Source organism: Mycobacteroides saopaulense (genome assembly GCF_001456355.1).
GTDB lineage: Bacteria > Actinomycetota > Actinomycetes > Mycobacteriales > Mycobacteriaceae > Mycobacterium > Mycobacterium saopaulense.
Window position 1 is genome coordinate 3652817 of sequence record NZ_CP010271.1, and the last position, 23947, is coordinate 3676763.

General features: G+C 64.2%; 23 protein-coding genes, 4 tRNA genes and 1 pseudogene. 12 read left to right on the top strand and 16 right to left on the bottom strand.

The window, feature by feature from the left end; all coding sequences use genetic code 11:
- Window positions 1-4: 4 nt before the first annotated feature.
- The 9 genes from secE to MYCSP_RS18325 form a co-directional block, all read right to left on the bottom strand.
- Entirely contained in the window at window positions 5-430 is a 426-nt protein-coding gene (gene secE / locus MYCSP_RS18285) for a preprotein translocase subunit SecE (protein ID WP_070909329.1), read from the bottom strand.
- Between the two features lie 47 nt (window positions 431-477).
- Window positions 478-550 (bottom strand) — tRNA-Trp (locus MYCSP_RS18290).
- Between the two features lie 169 nt (window positions 551-719).
- Window positions 720-1190 (bottom strand): FAS1-like dehydratase domain-containing protein, encoded by a 471-nt coding sequence (locus tag MYCSP_RS18295; RefSeq protein ID WP_083013464.1) that lies wholly within the window; start codon window positions 1188-1190, stop codon window positions 720-722.
- Window positions 1191-1192: 2 nt separating this feature from the next.
- On the bottom strand, window positions 1193-1624 hold the full coding sequence (gene hadB / locus MYCSP_RS18300; RefSeq protein ID WP_070909327.1) for a (3R)-hydroxyacyl-ACP dehydratase subunit HadB: 432 nt from the start codon (window positions 1622-1624) through the stop codon (window positions 1193-1195).
- Window positions 1624-2094 carry a (3R)-hydroxyacyl-ACP dehydratase subunit HadA gene (hadA, locus tag MYCSP_RS18305; protein ID WP_070909326.1) on the bottom strand — a complete coding sequence of 157 codons (471 nt, stop codon included), beginning with the start codon at window positions 2092-2094 and terminating at the stop codon, window positions 1624-1626. Before hadA ends, hadB begins: the two co-directional genes overlap by 1 nt.
- A 97-nt stretch (window positions 2095-2191) precedes the next feature.
- The gene (gene rpmG, locus MYCSP_RS18310; protein WP_043077053.1) at window positions 2192-2359 is read right to left on the bottom strand and encodes a 50S ribosomal protein L33; all 168 of its coding nucleotides are present in this window, start codon (window positions 2357-2359) and stop codon (window positions 2192-2194) included.
- 39 nt (window positions 2360-2398) lie between these two features.
- Window positions 2399-2475 (bottom strand) — tRNA-Met (locus MYCSP_RS18315).
- Window positions 2476-2513: 38 nt separating this feature from the next.
- Window positions 2514-2586, bottom strand: a tRNA-Thr gene (locus tag MYCSP_RS18320).
- A 116-nt stretch (window positions 2587-2702) separates the two neighbouring features.
- Window positions 2703-3260 carry a Dps family protein gene (locus tag MYCSP_RS18325; RefSeq protein WP_088414614.1) on the bottom strand — a complete coding sequence of 186 codons (558 nt, stop codon included), beginning with the start codon at window positions 3258-3260 and terminating at the stop codon, window positions 2703-2705.
- Window positions 3261-3417: 157 nt separating this feature from the next.
- On the opposite strand from MYCSP_RS18325, the gene MYCSP_RS18330 reads away from it, so the two are divergent.
- Window positions 3418-3975 carry a type 1 glutamine amidotransferase domain-containing protein gene (locus MYCSP_RS18330; RefSeq protein WP_070909324.1) on the top strand — a complete coding sequence of 186 codons (558 nt, stop codon included), beginning with the start codon at window positions 3418-3420 and terminating at the stop codon, window positions 3973-3975.
- A 1-nt stretch (window position 3976) separates the two neighbouring features.
- Here the strand turns inward: MYCSP_RS18330 and MYCSP_RS18335 are convergent, their stop codons facing one another.
- Window positions 3977-5536, bottom strand: coding sequence for a bifunctional aminoglycoside phosphotransferase/ATP-binding protein (locus tag MYCSP_RS18335; protein WP_083335778.1), 1560 nt, complete (start codon window positions 5534-5536; stop codon window positions 3977-3979).
- Window positions 5537-5709: 173 nt separating this feature from the next.
- On the opposite strand from MYCSP_RS18335, the gene MYCSP_RS18340 reads away from it, so the two are divergent.
- The 3 genes and pseudogenes from MYCSP_RS18340 to MYCSP_RS18350 all read left to right on the top strand — a co-directional run.
- Window positions 5710-6702 carry an Acg family FMN-binding oxidoreductase gene (locus MYCSP_RS18340; RefSeq protein WP_070909323.1) on the top strand — a complete coding sequence of 331 codons (993 nt, stop codon included), beginning with the start codon at window positions 5710-5712 and terminating at the stop codon, window positions 6700-6702.
- A gap of 9 nt (window positions 6703-6711) precedes the next feature.
- The gene (locus MYCSP_RS18345) at window positions 6712-7569 is read left to right on the top strand and encodes a universal stress protein (protein WP_070909322.1); all 858 of its coding nucleotides are present in this window, start codon (window positions 6712-6714) and stop codon (window positions 7567-7569) included.
- Between the two features lie 135 nt (window positions 7570-7704).
- Window positions 7705-8001: pseudogene (locus MYCSP_RS18350) on the top strand (hypothetical protein); the annotation flags it as partial.
- Between the two features lie 143 nt (window positions 8002-8144).
- Here MYCSP_RS18350 and MYCSP_RS18355 read toward each other — a convergent pair.
- Both MYCSP_RS18355 and MYCSP_RS18360 read right to left on the bottom strand, forming a co-directional pair.
- Complete coding sequence (locus tag MYCSP_RS18355; protein WP_088414616.1) at window positions 8145-8369, bottom strand: hypothetical protein; 225 nt, start codon at window positions 8367-8369, stop codon at window positions 8145-8147.
- On the bottom strand, window positions 8366-9646 hold the full coding sequence (locus tag MYCSP_RS18360) for a S8 family serine peptidase (RefSeq protein WP_083013462.1): 1281 nt from the start codon (window positions 9644-9646) through the stop codon (window positions 8366-8368). The genes MYCSP_RS18355 and MYCSP_RS18360 overlap by 4 nt, the downstream gene beginning before the upstream one ends.
- Before the next feature lie 273 nt (window positions 9647-9919).
- Here MYCSP_RS18360 and MYCSP_RS18365 point away from each other — a divergent pair, with 273 nt between their 5' ends.
- On the top strand, window positions 9920-10165 hold the full coding sequence (locus tag MYCSP_RS18365; RefSeq protein WP_157886200.1) for a hypothetical protein: 246 nt from the start codon (window positions 9920-9922) through the stop codon (window positions 10163-10165).
- Window positions 10166-10189: 24 nt separating this feature from the next.
- Here the strand turns inward: MYCSP_RS18365 and MYCSP_RS18370 are convergent, their stop codons facing one another.
- Complete coding sequence (locus MYCSP_RS18370) at window positions 10190-12799, bottom strand: LuxR C-terminal-related transcriptional regulator (protein ID WP_083013532.1); 2610 nt, start codon at window positions 12797-12799, stop codon at window positions 10190-10192.
- Window positions 12800-12902: 103 nt separating this feature from the next.
- Window positions 12903-14027: a catalase family protein gene (locus MYCSP_RS18375; protein ID WP_088414622.1), complete on the bottom strand. Its 1125-nt coding sequence runs from the start codon at window positions 14025-14027 to the stop codon at window positions 12903-12905.
- Between the two features lie 216 nt (window positions 14028-14243).
- On the opposite strand from MYCSP_RS18375, the gene MYCSP_RS18380 reads away from it, so the two are divergent.
- The 6 genes from MYCSP_RS18380 (at window position 14244) to MYCSP_RS18405 (ending at window position 21362) form a co-directional block, all read left to right on the top strand.
- The gene (locus tag MYCSP_RS18380) at window positions 14244-16049 is read left to right on the top strand and encodes a peroxidase family protein (protein WP_070909316.1); all 1806 of its coding nucleotides are present in this window, start codon (window positions 14244-14246) and stop codon (window positions 16047-16049) included.
- Window positions 16050-16129: 80 nt separating this feature from the next.
- On the top strand, window positions 16130-17656 hold the full coding sequence (locus MYCSP_RS18385) for a S8 family peptidase (RefSeq protein ID WP_070909315.1): 1527 nt from the start codon (window positions 16130-16132) through the stop codon (window positions 17654-17656).
- Window positions 17657-17673: 17 nt separating this feature from the next.
- Window positions 17674-18939, top strand: a complete 1266-nt coding sequence (locus MYCSP_RS18390; protein ID WP_088414624.1) for an alpha/beta hydrolase family protein — start codon at window positions 17674-17676, stop codon at window positions 18937-18939.
- A 133-nt stretch (window positions 18940-19072) separates the two neighbouring features.
- Window positions 19073-20017, top strand: coding sequence for a trypsin-like serine peptidase (locus MYCSP_RS18395; RefSeq protein ID WP_083013460.1), 945 nt, complete (start codon window positions 19073-19075; stop codon window positions 20015-20017).
- Window positions 20018-20062: 45 nt separating this feature from the next.
- Window positions 20063-20305, top strand: a complete 243-nt coding sequence (locus MYCSP_RS18400; RefSeq protein WP_083013459.1) for a hypothetical protein — start codon at window positions 20063-20065, stop codon at window positions 20303-20305.
- 79 nt (window positions 20306-20384) lie between these two features.
- Window positions 20385-21362 carry an SdiA-regulated/phytase-like domain-containing protein gene (locus tag MYCSP_RS18405; RefSeq protein WP_083013458.1) on the top strand — a complete coding sequence of 326 codons (978 nt, stop codon included), beginning with the start codon at window positions 20385-20387 and terminating at the stop codon, window positions 21360-21362.
- On the opposite strand, the gene MYCSP_RS18410 is transcribed toward MYCSP_RS18405, so the two are convergent.
- Complete coding sequence (locus tag MYCSP_RS18410; protein ID WP_083013457.1) at window positions 21356-23008, bottom strand: CotH kinase family protein; 1653 nt, start codon at window positions 23006-23008, stop codon at window positions 21356-21358. The two genes, MYCSP_RS18405 and MYCSP_RS18410, sit on opposite strands and share 7 nt — an antisense overlap.
- Before the next feature lie 268 nt (window positions 23009-23276).
- A tRNA-Tyr gene (locus tag MYCSP_RS18415) sits at window positions 23277-23359 on the bottom strand.
- 91 nt (window positions 23360-23450) lie between these two features.
- Between MYCSP_RS18415 and MYCSP_RS18420 the strand changes: the two genes are divergently transcribed.
- Window positions 23451-23942 carry a YajQ family cyclic di-GMP-binding protein gene (locus MYCSP_RS18420; protein ID WP_070909311.1) on the top strand — a complete coding sequence of 164 codons (492 nt, stop codon included), beginning with the start codon at window positions 23451-23453 and terminating at the stop codon, window positions 23940-23942.
- The last annotated feature ends 5 nt before the right edge of the window (window positions 23943-23947 follow it).

The window sequence follows — 23947 nt, forward strand, 5'->3', positions numbered from 1 at the left end:
CGGTCTACCCGAACACCAGCATGACCAGCCGGGCCAGGCCCAGGTCAATCACACCGATCAGGGTGACCATGAACACCAGGAAGACCAGCACCACCGAGGTGTAGCTGACCATCTGCTTGCGGTTCGGCCAGATGACCTTGCGCAGCTCGGCGACCACCTGCTTGAGGAAAACCCAAAGCTGGACCAGCGGGTTACGCGACGGCCCCGTCTTGTCCTTCTTGGTGGCCGGTTTCCGGCTGTTCTTCCCGGCCTTCGTCTTCTTCTTGACCTCACCGGTCTCGGAGGCACCGGACTCGGTGAGCTCAGTGGCCGCGGTCGAAGCGTCAGCACGGCGGGTGCGCTTACCCGTCGGGCGAAGCGGTTTGGTCGAGGTGACGGCCCGGTCGCTGTCGGCGGTGCCGATGTCGGGCTCGTCTAGCTCGTCGCTCATTCCCTTCCGTACCTCTCTGTTTCCCTAGTGCTTACTCCAGGGTGTTGCAGGGGTGACAGGACTTGAACCTGCAACCTGCGGTTTTGGAGACCGCTGCTCTGCCAGTTGAGCTACACCCCTATGGCTGGCACGCCAACCCGGTGGCCGGGGCCCTCACACAACACACGCGCCTCCCGAGTACCCGACAGGCGCGTTGTGGTGGGAAAACCCCGAATCTTGAGTGTACCCCGAGGCCAGCCTCAGACTGAAATTGCCCGGCACACTCACTCCACCGTTCGCCGAACCGACGTCAGATGAGCTTGATATCGGCCATCCGGTCCGAGTCGCGGCCCATCAGCGTGGTGAACGCCTCCATGACCAGCTCGTCGTTCTGGTTGCGGACGATGTTGCGGGTGGTCACGATGTCCACGCCGAAAGCCTCTTTGTGGGAGTCCACCTGAAAATCGCAGGACAGCTCGTCGCCCTCGGTGATGGGCTTGTGGTACACGAACTTCTGTTCGGAATGCACGATCTGCATGGTGTCCATGCCGACGTCGTACGTGCGGAAAAACTCCTTCTGCACCAGCAGTGCCATCACCGCCGGGAAAGCCAACGGCGCGATCAGACCCGGATGTCCGAGCTCGGCCGCCGCCTTCGGGTCGTGGCTGGCCGGGTCGGTCGCCTTGACCGACTTGGCGAACTCGCGGATCTTCTCCCGGCCCACCACATAGGTCTGGGAGTACTTGTGCGTCATCCCGACGATGTCTAGTTGCAGTGCCATGACTACGCCAGCGTCGCGGTCGCCACGGCGCGCCCGAAGATCTTCTTGCCGTTGGTGGTAGCGGTCAGCGCGATGGTCACCGACTTGGTGTCCTCGTCGACCGACTTCACCCGACCGTTGAAGATGATCTCCGCGCCGACACCGTCATTGGGGACGGTGACGAAGCTGGTGAAGCGCACGTTGTACTCGGTCACCGCCGCCGGATCGCCGATCCACTCGGTGATGTAGCCGCCGCCGAGGCCCATGGTGAGCATGCCGTGCGCGATGGCGCCGTCCTCGAGCCCCACCAGCTTGGCGGTCTCGTCGTCCCAGTGGATGGGGTTGAGGTCACCGGAAACCCCGGCGTAGTTCACCAGATCCTGCCGGGTGAGCGGAATCATCCTCTCCGGCAGCCGATCTCCCACGCTGACCGAACTGAACTCACGCAATGCCATCAGTTGAACCCGCCTTCTTCTCCGTCTTCTGCAGTTCGCCCGGCAAGAGTCGTGAACAGCTCCTGCACGAGCTCACCCTTGTCATTGGTGATGAGGCTCTTGGTGACGATGATGTCGGCGCCGAACGAGCGCCGAATCGAGTCGAGGTACACATCGCAGTACAACTTGTCGCCGGCCTTGATCGGGTGCAGAATCCTGAGCTCCTGGTCGACCTGGACGATCTTCTCGTCCTTGACGCTGATGTTCGCATCCTCGAAAAAGGCCGCTTGAGCGGTGTATCCGAAGATGCACAGGAAGGTAGGCGTTGCGATCAGTGCGTCGTGACCAAGAGAAGCAGCACCGGCCTCGTCGTGGTGGGCCGGGTGGTCGCTCTTGACCGCTTCGGCGTGCTCACGAATCTTCTCCCGCTCAACCACATAGTGGTCGGGGTATCGGTAGTGAGTTCCGACGAGATCTTGCGATAAAGCCACGGGGCGGAACCTACCTACTGATGTTGACCGATACCAAGTAAGGCTTGCCTATTCGTGTCGCGCCCAGGGGACACGGGAAAGGCACAAAGAAGCGCGATTAACGCGATTCTTTGTGGGGCTGGTGCGATCCGCAATTCGGGCAGAACTTCTTCAGTTCCAGCCGGTCAGGGTCGTTGCGCCGGTTCTTCTTGGTGATGTAGTTACGGTGCTTGCACGTCTCACAGGCCAAGGTGATCTTGGGCCGGACGTCTGTGCTGGAGGCCACTGCAGTTGCCCTCTTTCGTTCGTTGTCTCTATGTTCGGGTGGTAGCGGTGGGGAGGCTCGATCTCCCGACCTCACGATTATGAGTCGTGCGCTCTAACCAGCTGAGCTACACCGCCCCGCAGACAGGGCCGGCGTTTCCGCCTGCCGTCTACCGAGCCCCCTAACGGAATCGAACCGTTGACCTTTTCCTTACCATGGAAACGCTCTGCCGACTGAGCTAAGGGGGCATTAAAGCCCTCACGAGGGTACCCGTTGACGTCGGCGGAACCAAAACGGCTTATCGGGTCGGGATTCGCGAGGCCGGGCGCCGCTCGCGACCGGCCGCAGCAGAGCTGATGTTCCCCTACTTGGCGCTTGACTTCTTCTTCGCCTGAGCCGCGGCCTGCTTCTCGGTACGGGCGTCCCGATGAGACAGTTGACCTCCCGAATTCTCCAGATGCGCGCGGACGAACCACTGGAATTTCTCCAGCTCGCCGGCGTGCCCGATCAGGAGGTCCTGAGAGACCAGGTCGAGATCGTCCAGTTCCTCGATCGCCACGCGGATGTCCCCGATGATCCCGGAGTACACGAGGTCGAGCGCCGCCAGATGCGCTTGCACCGTGTCGCGGCCCACCGCGTAGTCATCCCAGGTTCGGTCCTTGAGGATGGCTGCGGGCGTGCCCTGCGGAGATCTGCCCAGCGCAGCAATGCGTTCGGCAACCGCGTCGGCGTATCCACGGACGAGCTCGACCTGCGGATCAAGCATCTCGTGCACACCGATAAAGTTGGGGCCCACCACATTCCAATGCACGTGCTTGAGAGTCAAATGCAGGTCGTTGTAGGTGCTGAGCTGCAGTTGCAGAAGATCAGCAATCTTGCGGCTCTGGGCGTCGGTCAGGCCGGGGATGGTGAATTCGGTCATCGTCTGCTCCTCGAATGTGTCGGGTCCAGACAGCGCTTACCCCGCTGACGGTCCGACGAAACCCGGGACCGAAGGCGGCCCGCGCGATGCATAGCCGGCGACGAAGCGGGTATACGAATCGTCCGAGATCCTCTATTCCGAATGATCGGAGGCAACGATGCGTAATTCCCTTGAGCGACAGGTGGTTGCGATACTCGCCGCCGATGGTGTCGAGCGCGTCGAACTGGAACAACCACGTGAGGCCATCCTTGCCGCCGGCGGCCGGGTTGTGGTGCTGTCTCTGCGGTCCGGCGAGATTCAGGCGCGTAACCACGATCTTGAACCGGCAGGCACCGTTCGGGTCGACCGCACGGTGCGTACGGCCTCCGTGGACGAGTACGACGGGCTGGTACTCCCGGGCGGCACGGTGAATCCCGACAAACTGCGTAGCGATCCCGACGCAGTGCGGTTCGTGCGCGACTTTGTCGCCTCGGGTAAGACAGTGGCCGCAATCTGTCACGGCCCATGGACACTCGCGGAGGCGCGGGTACTGACGGGCCGCACGGTCACCTGCTACCCCAGCATCCGCACCGATCTGCGCAACGCCGGCGCATCAGTGCTGGACCGGGAACTGGTCATCGACCACAACCTCATCACCAGCCGCTCCCCGGACGATCTCCCGGCGTTTTGCCGGGCCATCGTGGACAACCTGTCTGCGGCGCGCATCGAGTGCTGATTCATCGGGGGTGGCAAGGCACCGGCGCATACAACGCCTGCCTGCAGCATTCCTCCGCCTCGGCGGTCGACCGATCCAATGGCAGACGGGTGTCGATCACGTGCGCCTCACCCCAGCCGTTGTCTGACCCGACGAATTCGGCGCCCAACGCCGCCGCGATGTCCCCCGTGGCATCCGAGATCCCGTCATGACGGTTGGCCACACGATGTTGGGCCGTGACCAGTGGCGCCGTGCACAGGAACTCCACCATCGGCGCGCCCGCCTCGTAGGCGAGCTGATGTGCCCGCAGCCGGTGCCGCGGACTGCGCCAGGTGCCGTCCAGGATGACGGTGTGACCACCTGCCAGGCTCAGGCGCGCACGCCTGAGCACCGCGTCGTATACGGCACTCACGTTCTCCGGCGAATACAGCCCGGTGTCCAGCACGCCCTTCCCCCCGGATATGACGCCCAGTCGATGCAGCTGATGACGCACCTCATCCGTTGAAATAACTTGAGCTCCAATATCTTCCGATATCCTACGGGCCAATGTGCTCTTACCTGTGCCCGGGCCGCCACCCACCAGCACGAGCCGCACCGTGGCGGATCCCAGGTGCTGCAGCGCCATTGCCAAATGCCTCGTGGCCCGTCCCCCGGCCGACCGTTGCCCCTGAGTGAACCGGATGCAGTCCACCTTGGCTCGGACCAAGGCTCGATAGGCGATGTAGAAGTGCCGCAGGGGTTCCGGTGCGGGATCCGCGGACAGCTCCACATAGCGGTTCATGAAGTAGTCGCCGAGATCCTGGCGCCCCAGAAACTCCAAGTCCATGGCAAGGAAGGCCGCGTCGTCCAGACCATCCACGTGCCGTAGCCGGTCGTCGAATTCCAGGCAGTCCAACAGCACCGGCCCGTTGGGCAGGCAGAAGATGTCGCTGGCCAACAGGTCTCCGTGCCCGTCGATGATTCTCCTGTCGGCGACACGCTGCGCGAACAAAACTGCGCGACCGGAAATGAACTGCGTCGCAAGTGTCCGGACCAGGCGCACATCATCAGCGGAGAGGACCGTCCCCGCGTACTTCTCCAGGGATGCCAGCGTGTCCTCCCACCGGTCGACGATGGCATCCAGCGACCCGGCCTCGTCGATCGACGGACTGCGGTCGGCACGTTTGTGGAAGGCGGCCAGCACCTCCGCGATCGCGTCCAGATGAGCCTTGGTGACCCGCTTGGACTTGGCCATCGCCGACAGCCGAGCGGAGTCCGGGTAGCGCCGCATCACCACCACCGGTTCGCCCAATCCGCCGTCGGGATCGGTGAGATGCGAAACACCGACGTAGCTGTCTCCCGAGATGCGGCTGTTGAGCGCCACCTCACGGGCACAAGCCCGTTCCCGAAGCTCCGGGGTGCTGAAATCCAGGAAGTTGGTGACGACGGGCTTTTTGATCTTGTAGGCCCGCCCGCCAACCAAAATCACGATACCCGTGTGAGTTTCACGGATCTCCGCGCCGACGGAAGTGGGACTGACGGTCGATCGTAGTGAGCGCATGAGTTCATCGTTGCGGTGCGGGCGATGCGGATATCCGGCCATGGGACCCCGGTCCATGGGTCGTAAGTCACCAGTTATCCCCCGCCGAGGCCTGGCCGGCCGGCTCCCCTGCACAGACTCGGGGACTTCGGGCACATCGCTGGTGACCAAGTGCCCTGGTCACGTTCGAAGGCATATCCAAGAGTCGATACCACCACCAGCCGAGCGGAGCCGACATGCCCAAGACAATGGTTCACATCGACGTCATCCAGACCGCGATCCAACTTGCCTGCCGCGCACCGTCTCTGCACAACACTCAGCCGTGGCGCTGGGTTATCGACCATGGATCAGGGCCGGGCGATCTGCATCTGTATCTGGACCGCACGCGATGCGTCAAACGGACCGACGGTGCCGGCCGTGAAGCGATCATCAGCTGCGGCGCGGCGCTCGACCATTTCCGAGTCGCGATGGCCTCGGCGGGCTGGATGGCCCGTGTCGAGCGAATCCCCGACCCAGACAACCCGGACCATCTGGCCACCATTACCTTCTCCCCCAGGACCGTTGTGGTGGTAGGGGATCGTCGACGCGCCGACGCGATCCTGCAGCGCCGCACCGATCGGCTGCCCTTCGAGTCGCCGCCGAACTGGTCGCAGTTCGCCCGGATGCTCAACGCAGTGATCGCCGACCGCGCGGTGATTCTCGATGTGATCGACGACGTGCTGCGGCCGAGATTGGCCGACGCCTCGGCCCTCAGCGACGCACTGCGCATCTACGACTCGGCCTACCAAACCGAACTCGATTGGTGGACAGCACCGTTCACATTGGAGGACGGTATTCCACGCAGCGCACTGGTATCGGCCGCCGACAGCGATCACGTCGATATCGGCCGAACCTTTCCGGTTGTCACGGAGCGGACCGAGCGACCCGGACTACACGAGGACCAGGCCAAGGTGCTGGCGTTGTCTACGGCCAGAGATACCCCGAAGAACCTGTTGCGCTGCGGTGAGCTGCTCTCGGAGGTGTTGTTGGAGGCCACGCTCGCCGGACTGGCGACCTGCACCATCACCCACATGCTGGAGCTGACAGCGAGTCGCGAAGTTGTCGGCGCTGCCATCGGCAGGGCGCACCCTCAGGCGCTCATACGGGTGGGCCTGGCTCCGACCTTCGGCCGCGTCTCGCCGCCGACTCCCCGCCGGTCGCTGGCCGACGTGCTCGAGATTCGCGGTTAGGACACGGTGATGAACAGCATCGGTACAACCGCACCCGCGGTGGTGGTCGGCATTGACGGATCACGGTCGGCGGTCCGCGCCGCGATATGGGCGGTCGACGAGGCATTGCATCGTGACGTGCCGCTGCGCCTGGTCCACGTGACGCCCCAGGTGGAGTTTCCTGAGTTCAGCGACGAACGCAGTCCCGCCGGGACAGCCGTGCGGCACGCGTTTCGCGAGATAGGCGCCACCCGAAAACCGGTGAAGGTGGAAGCCGAGATCCGGCACGGGCGAGTCGCGGACGTCCTGTTGGACGCCTCGCGCAGCGCCGTCATGCTCTGCGTGGGAGCGATCGGCATCAGCGGCTCCGACACCCGCACGGTCGGATCCACCGCCGCCGAGGTCCTTCGCTCGGTGCGCTGCCCCGTCGCGGTGATCCGCGATGACCCATCGTGGCTCGGTGCAACGCCCGCGGTGGTGGTGGAGGTCGACGAATCCCATGAGTCGGTCGCGTCGCTGGAGCTGGCCGCTCACGAGGCCCGGCTGCGCGGTGCGCCGATGCGGGTGCTGCTACGCCATCGCCCGATCGGGCAGTCCGGCCAGCGGGTCGCCACCTTGGCGCGTGCGGATCGGCGAATGACAGCCGTCCTACTGGAGCGGCGCCTGGCACCGCTGCGGGTGCGGCATCCCGATCTGGACATCCGTGCCCTCGACCCGGTGGGCGGCACACTGGATTACTTAGAACGCCACGGACATACCGTGCAACTAGTGGTCGTCGGGGCCGGCGACGCGGCCCACGTTCAAGAGCTGGTCGGCCCCAACGGGTGCGGTGTCCTGGGCCGGACACACTGTTCGGTCCTCATCGCAGCACGGCAGCGTCTGCTGTAGACGGCGCCGCGCAGCTATCCGCGTTTGGGGTACCTCGCTACTCACGTCATCGAGACCGTGGCAGGTCAGGATCTGTTGTGTACCGCTTGTACACAACAGATCCGATCTACATGGCCTTTGCCGGGAGGAGTCGACATGATCACGCGAACAGCCCCCCACAGCGTCTCGCCCGACGTCAACCTCCTCATCCTGGTCGAGGCCGGCCCCGCACACGATCTTCGCGAGCACCCGGGCGAAACCAATTCGGCCGCACCTATTTTTGAGGCCATCCGGGCCGCCGGGCACACAGTCTCACCCCTGCACACCAACGCAGCGAGCGTGCCCCCGGAACTTCGATCGATTTTCGTGGTCACCGCCGCCTCCGGCCCTGAATTCGACCAGCTCGACGAGCAGCTACGGGCACTCCCGGGCGTCACCGCCACCTACCTGGAGTTCGACGATGCCTACCCACCGCCTGCCCGCCCCAGGACGGTACCGCGCAGTGGTCAGCGCTGGACCGCGGCCCGCCGTCTCAGACGCGGCGGGCTCACCGCGCTCGACGCAAGCAGACTGGCCGGCTAGCTCCTACAGTGTTGCTATTGGATTCCCGCGTTCGGAGGCGCGATATGCGCCTGCCCTTCCGGCTCCACAACCATCACTCCCGGGATATCCACCAGTGCGGCAGCATTCGCGATATCGCCTGATACCACACCGATTTCGCGGTGCACTTGCATACCCGCCAAACCGGCTGCCCGCAACGCGGCCACCGTACCGTCGAAATCACGCTCTTCGATCGTCACGGTGACCCGCTGCGACGTCACTGTGGGGCCTGCACAAGCCCGGCACCGACGTCTACGGCCGGAACGTTGAGTGGTGCCGCATTCTGCAGGAGCACCGCCCAGAGCTGCCTGCCGGTGAGCCCGGTGGCTTCGCACCACAATGCCGCGATACCAGAGACATGCGGGGTGGCCATGCTGGTGCCGCTGATCGTGTTGTAGCGCTTGGGCATCGGCCAGGACGAATACACGTCAACGCCCGGCCCGGCGAGATCGATACGGCCCGCGGCCTTCGTCTTGGTGCTCGAGCGCGCCGAGAACCAGCCCGGATTCAACGACGAATCCACTGCCGCGATGGCCATGATCGAGCGGCTGTTCGCGGGCACGCCGACAAACCCGTAGTTCCCGATCCTCCGATTTGCGTTGTTTCCGGCCGCGGCGATGATCAGGGAGCCGTGGTCGAGCGCACGCTGCCCGACCGTCTCGTAGGCAAGCGATATCTTGTCGACGTTGGCCCCCAAAGACATCGAGATGATCGCGCAGTTATTGGCCACCGCCCAGTTGATGCCCGCCAGGATGCCACCGTCGGCACCCGACCCCGCGTTGCTCAGCACCTTGCCCGCGAAGATCTCCGCCTCGGTCGCCGCCCCGTAGCGGCGGCCTCCCCGCGGGGAACGCGGTCCACACGAGGTACCGATGCAGTGTGTGCCGTGACCGTGTCCGTCATCGGCGGTCTCCCCGTCGATGAACGATTGCATGGTGACGTGCCGCTTCTTGAAGTCAGGATGCGAGGCATCGAAACCGGTGTCCAACACCGCCACCCGCACACCACGGCCGGTTTTGGTGCTGGTGGTCGTCCTCGTCGCCTGTAGGCCCCAGGTCGACGTGTCGGTGTCGACGTAGGCGGCGGTGAGCTCATCGACCGCGGACGTCGCCGTGTCGGCCTGCAACCGCGCGAAGAAGTCGGAGACACCATGCTGATAACCGCTGAGGTACTCGGGCGAGGTGATCGTGAGCGCATGGTGGATCAGTTCCGGCTCGACCGACAGCACCACGTCGCCGGCTTCCGCGGCGGCCTGAAGCGCCGCGGTCTGATCGGCATCGGAGTCGACGACTGCCAGTCCCAACTCGTCGAACACCGTGGCATCGGCATCGACGACCGCACTGATGTCCATCGCCTGGTTCTGAAAATCACTGCTGTGCGCGATATTCGACAGTCCGGCGACGCCCGCGAGGGCATTGGCGCGATTTCCGCGAGCCTTCACCGGGGCCAACACGACCACATGCCTTCCGGTATAGATTTCCGCGTCGGTGTTAGTCATTTCTAGGTCCGTCCTTCCTGACGTACGTGATGGAAAGCCGCAGACGCCATCGGGATACAGACGCACTGGTTCGGCTGCCAGCAATGATCGGCGGCATCGTGCGATTCCGAATGAGTGGTCCACTACCTGCATTTGGCCGCAGTCACCTCAGGGCCGGCCAGGCGAAGACGTCGCGCTTCATCGCCCGCACGAACGAAGTAGTCCGCTACTCGCGCAGGTGCCCGTCCACCGGTCTTACGGTTCGTGCAGACCTATCACCCCGAGGAGCCGACCATGACAACGCTTGAACGCCAGGCAATCCGGCAACCGTCAAACACCCCGACAACCAAGGTGGCGGCCAGCGGCACGGCCGGCGCGATCTCGGTTCTGCTGGTGTTCGTCCTCGGCAAGTTCGACGTCGAGATACCGGGAGACGTCGGGTCGGCCATCACCGTGCTCTTCTCCGTGGCCTCCGGCTACCTGGTGCGCGAACGCATCGTTCTGCAGCAGTCGGCACCGGCGGGCACGGATGACGATTGACCCGCCGAATCATGGGCGGTGTGCCTACTGCGGTGGGTCGGCCAGATCGCTCCATACGATCTTGGCGAGCTGATCGCGGTCCACGACATCGAGTTTGATGCAGGCGCGGTAGATGTGCCCCTCGATGGTGCGCACCGAGAGAGTGAGGCGCTCGGCGATCTCGCGGTTGCACAAGCCTTCACCGATCAGGGCCGCGATCTCGCGCTCGCGCGCGGTGACCGGCAGCGGACGCGCGGCGGCCCGGATGGCCGGCGTGGCCGCACCGCCACACTGGCCGGCTATCCGCAGTGCACGGGCTGCGGACTCGGCGCTCTTGCTTCGATCTCCACCGCGACTCAGCAGCGCTACCGCTTGCGCGGCGGCATCTGCCGCCGACAGCAACAGACCCGCATTCTCGAATTCGACACTGGCCTGGGCCAGTGCCGCGGCATCGGCCGCGCCGACAGCGAGTGCGTGCCGTGCGTACAGCCCCACCAGTGGACCGTGTACCCGCGGGGTCAGTGAGTCAAGGCGGCGCCCCACCGTCCGGTCCCCGAACCGCGCCGCGTGGTGCAGCGCCTCGGCCTCCACCGCGTACTGCCCGGCGGTGTGCGCGGTATCGGCCGCACGGCGGGCGATATCCACCGCCGACCGATCTGCACCGCGTGCCGCGGCCACCCAGGACTTCGCGATCAGCAGCTGCGGGTCGTGCAGTGCAACGAATTGCCCTGAGTGTTCCCCCGATTCGGTCAACACGCGCTCCGCGTCTTCGACCTTCCCGAGCGCCGCGTAGGCACGTGCCAGCAGCAGTCGCGCGGGAAGCTGCCATGGCAGCGGTCTCTCGGCGTTGAGTGCCGCCAGCGCCTGTTCGATAGAAGTAATCGCCGTGGGGAAAGCCCCGCGGTGCACGGCGACCAGCCCGGCCATGATCCGCGCTATCGCCCACGCGAGAAACTGTCCGGCAGAGGAGAACTCGGTGTACTCGGTAACGCGGCGGTCGGCCAGCCGCAGTTGCCCGGTGTACACGAGCGCCAGCACGTCGCAGTAGCGCACCATCACCGCGATCATGCCGTCGGTGGACCGTTTCTGTGCGCGGCATCTCGCCGCGATCGGCTCGAATTCGTCACCGCGCCCGGCGACGGGCAGCGCCAATCCGATACCGAATGCCGCGAACTCCACGGCCTGTCGGGGAGCCTCCGGGTCCGAGAGCACGACGGTCGCGGCGGCAAGCCCCTCATCGAACTGGTTCTCGTGCACGGCCAATGCCGCGCCCGTCGCGTCGACGACCAGTTTCAGGGCCGGATGCTGGACGCGTTCGCGTAGCAGAGCCATCAGCTGATGGGCACGCGGGACATCGCCCATCGACCAGAACGCGATGGAGACGAGCGGAAGGCCCCAGAGGACCAGCGAGAGTTCGTCGAGCTGGTCTGGATCGAACTCGGCGAGCGCCTGCTCGGCCTCCTCGGGGCGCCCCTGCCAGAGCAGAGCGCGGGAAAGCACCTCGGCGGCACGCAGACCTCCGTCGCGTTCGACCGCGCACCGCGCCAAGTGTTCCCCGACGGGGAGGTTGGACAGGTATATGGCGTCCTTCGCAGCGGAGACCAACAGGGCCGGGTCGGTGGCTTCGTCGCTTTCGACGGACAGTTGCGCGAGCCGAATGCGTTTAGCCGCCGAGTCGATATCGCGCTCCCGGAGCGCCCGCACAAGCTGACCGCGCAGACGGCGGCCGGAGGCGGTTCCCACTCTGCGCCGGACCACCTCGCCCAGCATCGGATGGCTGAACCGCACGTTGATACGGCGGCCATCGGACTCGACGCGGACAAAGCCGGAGATCTCCGCGCCATCCAGCGCGTCACTGCCCCCGATCTCGCACAACGTGTCCAGATCAAGCGGTTCACACAGGGACAGCAGTTTCAGCACGTTGAGTACGTCGCCGTCCAACTGTTCGAGGCGGTCTCCGAGCAGCGCGGCCAGGCCCGAGGGGACCACCGTGTTGCCGCGCAGCTGCCACACCCCGTTGACAGCCGTCAGGGATCCCGCTTCGATCGCACCCTCCACCAGGTGGCGCAGGAACAGCGGATTTCCACCGGACGATTCCCACATCACGTCTGCGCTCAGCCCCTCCAGCGCACCGCCCAGCACCGATTCGACGAGCGCGACGCTCTGCTCCTTGGTAAACGCCTCGAGTTCGAACCGGCGCAGATAGTCGTCTTTCCACAACGCGGTGACAGCATCCGGAACGGGCTCACCGCTACGCACCGTGGCGACCAACCGGCCGGCATGCCCGACCGCTATCTGATGCAGCAATGTCGCCGACAGGTCGTCCAGCAGATGGGCATCGTCGATTCCGATGATCGGATGTGGCGACGCGACAATGGATTCCCGCGCCGCGGCGATGAGTGCCGCCGGATCACGCGATCCAGTCGTCTGTATCCAATGGGCGAACACTCCCAATGGAATACTGCGCGACGACTCGGTGCATGCCACCCAGCGAACCTGGCATCCCAACGAGTCGGTGACGGTACGCGCGAGGGTCGTCTTGCCGACTCCGGCGGAGCCGACCAACACCACCCCACACGACACACTGTCCGTCAGCGTCGAGCGAACGGCATCGAATTCGGTTGGGCGGTCGAGCAACTGCCAGCTCCCCGACATGGGAAAAGAGTCTAGATCGCGATGGCGGTTTGCGTGAGCCAGTCCGCGGGACGGCTTCTCCTGCCCGGCGATTTTGGTGATCGAAACTGTCATCGCAACCTTCTCAGTCTGGTAGATCCTGGACCCCCGCCGGCTCCATCCGCGACACCCCGTTCTTCTCATGCCTGAAGTTGCTGGATGCCTCGTAAACCTTGAGTTTCAACCGATTGATCGATCCCAGCGGCCGGTGCGCAGCCAGGGCGCGCCACGAATTGAAGGACAACACATCGTCACCGAAAACCCGTCGCTCGGTGCCATATGAATCTTGTACGGGGAAGACGATTCTGGCGATACCCCGGTGCGGCGAATCCACCTCGGGCCACGCGACGGTGGCATCCTCAAGTGGCATTGTCTTGGCATCGGTGCACAGTTGGGCCCGCAGTTCATACTCAGCGCTGTTGTGCTGAAAGAACTCTGAGACCAGGCGACGAAACTCGTCGTCGGCGATATCGTCCGGCAGCAGCACTCCCTCAAGGTCCCGCACGGACTTCGACAGAGGGACATAGCTGAGCTTGGCCACATACGCCCCGTATCGCAGCGGCGCCGAGGAGTAGAACGTATCGCCCAGGATATGAGTGTTGGGACGGACGAACACTGCCACGGATTCCGGGAGCGAGAGTCCCACGCGTGGAAGAAGTTTCGCCACCCCGCCAAGAAGGTTGCTGCCCACCCTGAGCGCGGTGTCCGGCAGGCGTGCCAGCAACCAGGCCGTCGGCATTCCTCGCCGCAGATACGCCTTGGCGTCTGCGAACAGGAACTCGCGGTGCGTGACCAGCACGAAATCCTGGGTGGTGGCCTCGTCGTCCGGAAGCGTACGCGGACCACTGACACCCAGAACCTTGATACCCAGCCCCCGCACGCCCCGGATCCGGTCGCTGCGCAGCAGGCCGGACGTGGTGGACAACCTGCAGATGACCGGGTAGGTACCAGCAGTCGAGAACATTCCCTGGCGCAGGTGCGGCGGTAGATCCGGATAGACGATCAGCTCGCCACGCAGGATGCCATGACTCTTCGCGTGCGCATCGCGAACAGCATGCCGGTACTTCCGGAAGGCCCGTTCGTTGTTGGTGTGCAGTACGTTGACGATCTTGTCGATGACTTCGTCCTCGCCGGGAGGCGCGACGTCCATCTCCTCGCTGTACGGGAGGTAGGTACGCGTGGGATCGAGCGATTCATCCGTTGTGCTCATCGCGGTCCGGTCCTCCCGTATTGGTGATGTGCTCAGTGTCGTGAATGCCGGAGGTGCGCGCATGAGTACACGACTACTCAATCCTGCGCCGCGACTGACGCCGATGCAGGCGAAATGGCGAGGTATTCCCGGTACTATCGGGAACCTGAATTTCATGGCGATCGAGTAGCCCGATACTCATGTTCCCGCCCGCCGGAATTTGTCAGCATTACCGGTATGGCGAAAAAGAATGGCGCCGCCAAATCGGCCACCACACTGGCGTCGTGGCTCGCGACACGAATCGATCGGTCGGTCGGGTGGTCCCGGCTTCCCACGGCATTCGGCATCCCAGTACTCATCGGGCTGCGCAACGCACTGCGGGCCGACAATCTGTTCGATACGGGGCGGGCTCCCGGCGGATCGCCCCCGCTCGAGAACACCGACTACCGCAACGCCCGGACCTTGGACGGCACCTACAACAACCTCGAACAGCCGCTGATGGGATCGATCGGCAGCCGGTTCGGGCGTAACGCGCCGCCGGCCCAGACCTTCCCCGAGTCCGCCGAACAACTCCTGGAGCCCAACCCGCGGCTGATCAGCCGCAGGCTGCTGACCCGCGACCAGTTCATTCCGGCGACGACGCTGAACGTACTGGCCGCTGCGTGGATCCAGTTCGAGGTCCACGACTGGTTCAGCCACAACACCGTCGAAGCCGAGCCGTGGACCGTGACGCTCGAGCGGAACGATCCGTGGCCACAACGCCCCATGCAGATACGCCGCACCGCACCCGACCCGTGCCCCGATGCGTCAGGCCCCCCGACGTTCGTCACGCAGGACACCCATTGGTGGGACGGATCGCAGGTCTACGGTGGCACGCGCGCCATCGCCGAGGCACTGCGCTCAGGAACCGGTGGGAAGCTGCGGCTGGACGGGCAGGGTCTGCCGCCGGCCGATGTCGAAGCGCTGGCCAGCACATCAGAGACGGCCGTGAACTTTTGGGTCGGTCTGGCTGTCCTGCATTCGCTGTTCATGCGGGAACACAACGCAATCTGCGAGCATCTGGCTGCTTGTCATCCAGAAATGTCCGATCAGGAGCTGTACGACAAGGCCCGCCTGGTCAACACCGCGCTCATGGCGAAAATCCACACGATCGACTGGACTCCCGCGATAATCGGGCACCCCACCACGGTTTTCGCGATGAACACCAACTGGTCCGGAATTCTCGGCGAGCGCTTAAGCAACCTATTTCGGCGTCAGCCACATAACGCTCTGCTACGCGGTATACCCGGCTCACCCACAAGTCTGCACAACGTGCCATATTCGCTGACCGAAGAATTTGTCGCGGTGTACCGGATGCACCCGCTAATTCCCGATCGTTTCGTGCTGCGGTCGGCTTCCGATGATTCCGTGATCGCCGAGCACGAATTGCCCGATCTCGCCCTTCAATATGTGCGCACCCGCTTCAGCGAGACATCAATAGAGAACATCATTTATTCGTTCGGCCGTGCCAATCCGGGTGCACTGACTCTGCATAACTTCCCGCGCCATCTGCAACGTCTGGAGCGGCCGGACGGGTCCATGTTGGACCTCGCTGCCATCGATGTGCTTCGGGTACGCGAACGCGGCGTCCCCCGTTACAACGAGTTCCGCCGGATGCTGCGGCTACGGCCGGTGTCATCTTTTCCAGAGCTGACCGACGACCCGGTGGTGGCCAAAGAGCTCGCGGCGATATACGACGATGTGGAGCGGGTGGATCTGATGGTCGGGCTGTACGCGGAGCCCAAACCGAAAGGATTTGGGTTCAGCGACACCGCTTTCCGAATATTCGTGTTGATGGCGTCTCGACGGTTGGAGAGCGACAGATTCTTCACCTCCGACTTCCGGCCCGAGATCTACACTCCGGAAGGCATCGCGTGGGTGAGGAACAACTCGATGCGTTCTGTCCTGCTCCGGCACTTCCCATCCCTGGACGCCGCCCTGGACGGTGTCGCTAATCCTTTCGCGCCGTGGGCGCCCGCATGGGCCACCGGGTCGACCGAGTAGTCGAATACTCATGACCGACAAGGACGTTTGGGTTCACAATCTTCAGATGAGCCCCACCGGATTCGCGCCTTCGGTGTGCGATGACTAGCCCCGTGCCGCGCGGACCCAAGCGACCATCGGTCATCAGCCCGATGGTCCTGGCCGATCCGCAGACGGCGCTACCGGCCGAGGCCAACGCCTTGGTCACCGACGCCGACGATCGCAGGATGGTGCTGATCGAGCTTCTCGTTGGCGCCGGTGTCGACCCCGACGACGTACGCGATCAATTCCTGCACATGTTCCATCGGGTGCTGCACGACGAGCCGCCCACGCCAACGCCCGTCGGCCGCCACTATGTGCGGTGCATGCTCACACCGGACGAAATCCAGCGCCTGGTCCGCGGGGGCGCCAAATCCTCGAGCGCCAAAAGCGCACAACAGGCACTGCAGCTGATCCGACGGGTGTGGCCCGACCTGGTGGTCGAGGCCCACCTGGACCGCTCAGTCACCACGATCAAGGCCGATGCGGCGATCCGTACCTATGGCTCCGGCGGAACCGGTGTCGTCTGGGCCGTGCTGGATTCCGGAATCGACGCCGAGCACCCGCATTTCGCCGCCAACGGCACCCTCACCGCGGATTCCGTGCGGCCCCTGCACAAGGACTTCACGCTTTCCCCGGAAGCCTCGAAGGGGCCGCTCGTCGATGTCTACGGACACGGCACCCATGTGGCCGGCATCATCGCGGGCGAATCCCCCACCGACCCGAAACTCATCCGGATCGCATCCACCCAACCAACCGCCGAGGGGCTGCCGGAATGGGTTCCGCGGGTACTGGCACAGGGGTCGCGGCTTTCCGGGGTGGCGCCGCACGCCAACCTGGTGAGCCTCAAGGTGCTCGACGACGACGGCAAGACCCTGTCCAGCGTGCTCATCGACGCCCTCAACTATGTACGCGAGATCAACAGCTACGGCAATGACCTACAGATCCACGGCGTGAATCTGTCTCTGGGATGCGGATGGATGCCAAGGGATTACGCGGCAGGACAGAGCCCGCTGTGCCGCGAGCTCGATCTACTCACCGGGTCAGGGGTGGTCTGCGTCGTGAGTGCCGGAAACCTGGGAGCCGGCACCGCGGCAGCCGGTGTGGGCGCCGCGATCATGGGGACGACGGCCGATGTCTACGGTCAGCTGTCCACCATCACCGACCCCGGCAATGCCGCCACCGCCATCACCGTCGGCTCGGTCCACAGGTACCGACCGCATACCAGCGGTGTCACCTTCGACTCGTCCAAGGGGCCGACTCTCGATGGCCGACGCAAGCCCGACCTGGTGGCCCCCGGTGAGCGGATAACCTCGGCGGCAACCGGTCTCATGGCCAAGGGCATTGACCTGTTGAAGGACGACGGCACCGAGGGGGCCGCCAACTACATCGAAGACAGCGGGACCTCGATGGCCGCCGCGCATGTGTCGGGTGCGATCGCCGCGTTCTTGTCGGCGCGCACGGAGTTCGTGGGTAAACCACAAGAGGTCAAGGACATCTTCCTGAAGTCGGCCGTCGACTTGGGGCGCCACGAATTCTTCCAGGGCGCCGGGTTGGTCGACCTGATGCGCGCACTATCCAACACGTAGAGACTAGCGAGGACATCATGACAACGATCAAGGGATTGCCTTATTACGAGCCGGATTTCAATGCCGATGGCTCCCTCAACGACGCCACCGGTGACGGTGATGGCGGTCTGCCGGCTGCGGTCGCGGCCGGGGGCATCACCGAACTGTTCGTGATGTCACACGGATGGAACAACAGTGTGGCCTCCGCGCGCCAGCTCTACACCGCGATGTTCTCGCTGATCGCCGATCAGCTCGGCGGTGATACCGCCGGTGTGGCCGTCGTGGGAATCAACTGGCCGTCGGTGCTGCTGCCCGACGACAGCCCCGATAGCGCGCCGCCGGTGCCTTCCACGGGCGCGGAGCTCGCCGCGGCGCTGGCACCACGCTTCCCCGACCAGACCGCGCAGCTGAAAAAGATAGGCGAGCTGCTCGACGAGAAGCCGCAACAGTCCGCCAAGCTCATCGAGTTCCACACCTTGGCGGCCGGACTCGTCACCACCGCCGCCCAGTCGCAGGAAGACAGCGGCGAATCGGACATCGTCAAGGGAGATCCGCTCGCGGTGTTCGGACAAGCCTCGGCCATGGCACCGAAATCGACGAGTGCCGCGCAGGGGCTGGGCAATCCCTTCGCCGCTCTGTGGTCGGGGGCTCGCGAGATCCTGCGCACGATGAGCTACTACGAGATGAAAAACCGGGCCGGAGTTGTCGGCCAACGCGGCCTCGGTCCACTGCTGGCCTCACTGTCGGGCCCGAGTGGCCCGCCCCGCATTCACCTCATCGGACACAGCTTCGGGGCGCGACTCGTCTCCTACGCGCTGGCAGGGCTTCCGAAGACCGGCACGAGCCCTGTCAAATCGCTCACCCTGATCCAGGGCGCCTTCTCGCACTTCACCTTCAACCGCGAGCTGCTCTTCGACCGCGGCCGCGGGCCCGGGGGCCTCGCCGGGCTCGAAGAACGCGTGGACGGGCCGCTGCTGTCGACGTACACCTCCGCCGACCGCGCGGTCGGATGGTGGTATCCGGCCGCCAGCATGCTTGCACGGCAGGACAGCCAAGCCGGGCAAGACCCTTGGTTTCGCTGGGGGGCAATGGGTCACGACGGGTACCAGCAAGACCCGGCCGCGACCGCTCTCGAGCTGGCCGAGGCCGGAAAGCCGTACGACTTCCAGCGCGGGCATTTCTACCGGCTCGACGCCAACAAGGTCATCGACGACGCCAGCCAATCCGAATTCAGCGGTGCACACAGCGATATCAAGCACCCCGAGGTGGCCTGGGCCATCGTCTCCGCCGCGCGCGCCGACTGAAGTCCTGGTCAACACCGAAATGCTTTCCTGCACTGTGAGATCGAGTACCTCACTACGCGCGATCCCGGCCCGACATCGGAACAGGATGAGCACGTCCTAGCTCGACCCTCACGCACTACGCAAGGAGACCACCATGGCCACCGCAGTCAAGTCCACGAATCACAAACCGTCCGAGACCGAGTACGAAATATCGGGAGCCGCTGGTGCGGGCGCCGTCACTCAACACGAATTGCCTTCGGCGCAAGCAAGTAAGGACGACACCGAGACCACCAATGCCGCCGCCCAGGCCGCCGGTGAATCATCGGTCAGCGAGTTGGGGTCCGTCGACGGACTGACCACCGACGAGTCCGAGCTCGCACCGCTGGATGCCATCCTCGGTAGCTATCCCGAGTTGGCCAACAGTGCCGAAGTCATCATCGGCACCGATGATCGTGTTCGGGTCGGCAACACCACAACCTTCCCGTGGCGGGCGATCTGCCACCTGATCATCACCTCCGCCAACAACCGCACCTATGTGGGTACGGGCTGGCTGATCGCACCCCGCACGGTGATGACGGCAGGGCACTGTGTCTACATGCATGCCGATGGCGGATGGGTGCGTTCCATCCAGGTGATCCCCGGACGCAATGCCGGTGTCCGCCCGTTCGGCACCCACGTGGGCACCGCCTTCCGCAGTGTCACCGGTTGGACCCAGAACCAGAATCGCGACAACGACTACGGTGCGATCATCCTGCCGGCGTCGTCGCGTCCGGGTGACCAGACGGGCTATTTCGGTTTCGCGACTCGCAACGACGATTTCCTGAAGGCCGCGGCACTGAACCTGTCCGGGTATCCCGGCGAGAAGAACGGCGAGCAGTGGTTCATGGCGCAACGGGCCAAGGCGGTCTCCGATCGTGTCATCACCTACGACATCGACACCACCGGCGGCCAGAGCGGCTCACCGGTGTGGGTGCTGCAGAACGGCAACCGCTATGGCGTCGGCATACACACCAACGGTGCCAACTCGGGCAACTCGGCCACCCGCATCAACAGCGCCGTCTTCAACAACATGTCCACGTGGAAGAGCAGCGGTATGTGACAAGGCATTTCAGATAACCCGAGAAATCCGGACACTGGAGGATACGTGGTCGGTATCTCATTCCGCGACTCCGCCGGGCGGCCGATGGCCGGTGCTGTGATCAGCATCGCCGCGGCGCCCGGCGAGGTCCACGACATCGCGATGGTCGCCGACGACTGGGGCGAGATCGTGATCGCCGCGCCTGTCGCCGGCGACTACCGATTCCTTGTGTCGTACACCGGGAGGACATTCCATGCCACGGCGCATATCGCCAAGGGGCAAGAGCAGCTGACGGTGACGGCCGATTAGACCCCGCACACGGGCCCATAGGCAGCACAATGCACAGGGGCCCGTTTGGTGGCCGATGCTGTGCTGCGAAAGGGGCGATGTGGAATCTTGGACCACTACGGCTGCCAACGCATTTCGGTCCCTCCGCAATGCGGCGAAGCATGTTGGTTGGCGCAAGAAGGTCAAGCCCGTCGCATTTCGCGAGCAGAACGGCAAGACACCGTTCAACGCCTCGGGCGTGGTTCCGGTGGCGCCGGGCCGGTTCGTCTTCGTCGACAACAACGACTCATCCGCTCTGTTCGAACTCTCGCTCGACGCGGACGGCGCGCAATCCACGCAGATCCGGCGCCGTACCCTGACCGGAATCGAGCGTGGGAGCGTCGGCGACCTGGAGAGTCTTACCCGGGTGGACGTGGACGGCGACATCTATCTCATCGCCGCGTCCTCGCTGTGCGCGACCAAGACAGGAGTCAATGACGGGCTGTTGCGGATCCGATACGCGTCGGATGGTGTTCTGCCCACCGAGGCCATGCGCGGATTCCGGGCCTCGCTACTGGAAATCGTTCCCTCACTACGGATATCCGGTGGCCGAGAACCTGATAGCGAGGGCCTGAACATCGAAGGCCTCACCTGGGACCCGGCAGCCGGTGCGCTGCTTTTCGGACTGCGCAGCCCCGGCATGCCTGGGCAGATCTCGCTCATCCGGGTGCCCCTGGACGCGGGCACCGCCCCGTGGGTCACATCATCGCTGGCAGCCGCTTCGACGGTGCACATCCGCGTGCCTGGATCGAAGGCTGCGCAAGGGATCCGTGATATCTGCCGCGACGAGCAGACCGGAGATTTCCTGGTTCTACTCGGGCGCTCGACAAGTGGTGGCGACGCCCCGTTCCAACTCTGTCTCTGGGACGGCGGTGACGAGGAAGTACGGCTGCTGGACGTCGGCTTCCATCGGTCCATGAAGCCCGAGGGCATCACGATCTTCGGCGCCGGCGACGACAGGAAGGTCCTGATCGTCGACGACCGAGGCGGTTACGCGGTACTGGATTACACCCACACGGTACGAGTTGCCGATCAATAGAAGTACAGCCGAGAACCGCCGGACTCCTGGTGCACCCGCGCCCGGCCTCCCGGCGTCAGATCCAGTCCGAAGGCCGCACCCAGACCGGTCCGGATGCTCATGAGCCGGAAGTACCCGCTGAAGGTGAAACGGTCAGGGTTGTCGGCCGCGACAATCGCGAACTCTTCGGACTGCCCGGCATTGTTGGGCGCACAGGTGTACAGATACAGGTGCCCCTGCTCGGTGGCCAAGGTGCCGCTGGCATGCAAGGCGCGGCCAAACGCCTTGTTGGTCAGTGATTTTCCCGCTCCGAGGTCTGCGACCAACCAGATATCGGTTGGGTCGTCGTCGTCCCGCAACGGCAGGCGATAGACCTCGAAGTTCTGCGCACCGGGTACACCCGGCGGGACGGTTTCGGTGTTACTGGCATGTAGACACTCTCCGGTGCGGCCGTGCAGTACGTAGATCTGCGCCTGGCCGGGGAGCCCCGCGCACAGATAGCCGGCCGATTCGGCCAGTTTGAGCTGCTGGCGCACCGTCGCGATCTCGGCGACGGCGTTCGGCACCCCTAACCCCACCACCAGCCCCTGCATCTGATCGATCAGCGGCCTCCAGACCGACTGTTGGTGCTCCCGGCCGAAAATCGTCTCGCGATAGGTCCTGATCTGATCCAGCAGTTGCGTGCGCCGTCCCGGATCTTCACGCACCAGCCTGCCGATGATTCCGTCGCTGTCCAGTTTGAACGGCCGGTCCGGCTGCAGCGTCTGGTCGATGCCCCAGGGGATCATCGCGAACTTCACGTTGTCGATGCCGGGCGCCTCGACCGCGGCGACGTCGTTGTAGATGTAGGTGTTGTTGGTGTTGCCGGCGTAGCCGTCCCAGTGCTTGAGATAGAACTCCATCGCATACAACTTGATGAACTGATCCAGATCGATCACCTCGGCCGCTCCGGCCAGCCCGCGCCCGGCGATCTGATCGATCGCAAGCTCCAGGTCGGCCTTGTTCTCGAATTCGGAGAGCGACTCCACTCCGATGAGATCCAGGCGATCGCGCACGAAGTCGTCGTGATGTTCGAGCTCGTAGAGATTGCCCTTCATGTTGCCGAAATTGCGCTCGATGTAGCGCTTCATGACCGGTTCGGCGTTGACGTAGATGCCCGGGCTGTTGACGTCACCCAGCCCCTGCCCGATCAGCTCACCGTTGACGAACACCTTGGCGTAGTTGCACCGCGAATGCGGCAAGCCTGCCTCGGCGAGCAGTCGATACCCCAGCGTCTGCCGGATATAGGAACGGTCCTGGATGGAGTTGTTGAGGGTGAGGTAGCGGGACCCGATCAGGGCCTCGACGGTATCGGAGTCGCCAAACTTGCCGAAGTCGAGGTGCAGGCAAGGCTTTTCACTGTCGATGGAACCACAGAACGACTTCTTCTTGATGCCCACGTCGGTGAACGTGCTTCGCGCCGGGAAACGCGTTCCGGACAATTCCACCGAGGCCGCCTTGCGCCAGGTATATCGGGCGCCGCCGGTCCATTCGAAATTGCAGATGCCGCCTTTGGGCTGCTCGGTACGCACCGCATCCCAATCGGCCTGCGGCATCGTGATCTTTATGGTGAGTACGTTGTCGAGGGCGTAAAGCAAATCGAGGGCTTGCTGCTGCTGGACGCTCATCTCTGTCTCCGGGCTGATGCGAACCGTGCCGCGATATCGGAAGAGGATTAGGGCGCAATCCCCGCGCTTGTGATCGTTGTCACCGCCATGTCAGCGCCCTTCGTCGTGCACCCGCTTCTAGGGGCGAAAACGCCCGCTGGAAGCACCGGGGCGGGCCACCGAAGCCAGGCCGCCCAACCCCCTCAAGTGTGCACGCCCCACCCGGCAAGATTCAGCGTTTCCTGCCCAAAACGACGCCAGGCCCCCTCGAAAGGGGGCCTGGCCGCTGTGGCGGGTGCAGGATTCGAACCTGCGTAGGCGTAAGCCGACGGATTTACAGTCCGCTCCCATTGGCCGCTCGGGCAACCCGCCTTATCAGACGATGCAGGATACAACGATAGGGTCGGGCCAACGCAAACCGACTGGATACGGAACATACGAAGACCAGAAAGAGGGAGCAGTCATGGCGGACTCATCATTCGACATCGTGAGCAAGGTCGATCGCCAGGAGGTGGACAACGCGCTGAACCAGGCGGCCAAAGAGCTGGCCACCCGCTTCGACTTCCGCGGCACCGACACCACCATCGCCTGGAAGGGCGACGAGGCCATCGAGCTCATCAGCTCCACCGAGGAGCGCCTGAAGGCAGCAGTCGACGTCTTCAAGGAGAAGCTGGTGCGCCGCGACATCAGCATGAAGGCCTTCGACGCGGGCGAGCCACAGCCCAGCGGCAAGACCTACCGGCTCACCGGCACCCTCAAGCAGGGCATCGACACCGAGAACGCCAAGAAGATCAACAAGATCATCCGTGACGAGGGGCCCAAGGGCGTCAAGTCGCAGGTGCAGGGTGAAGAGATTCGGGTCTCGAGCAAGAAGCGCGACGATCTGCAGGCCGTCCAGGCGCTGCTGAGGGGCTCCGACCTGGATATTGCGTTGCAGTTCGTCAACTATCGGTAGGACGA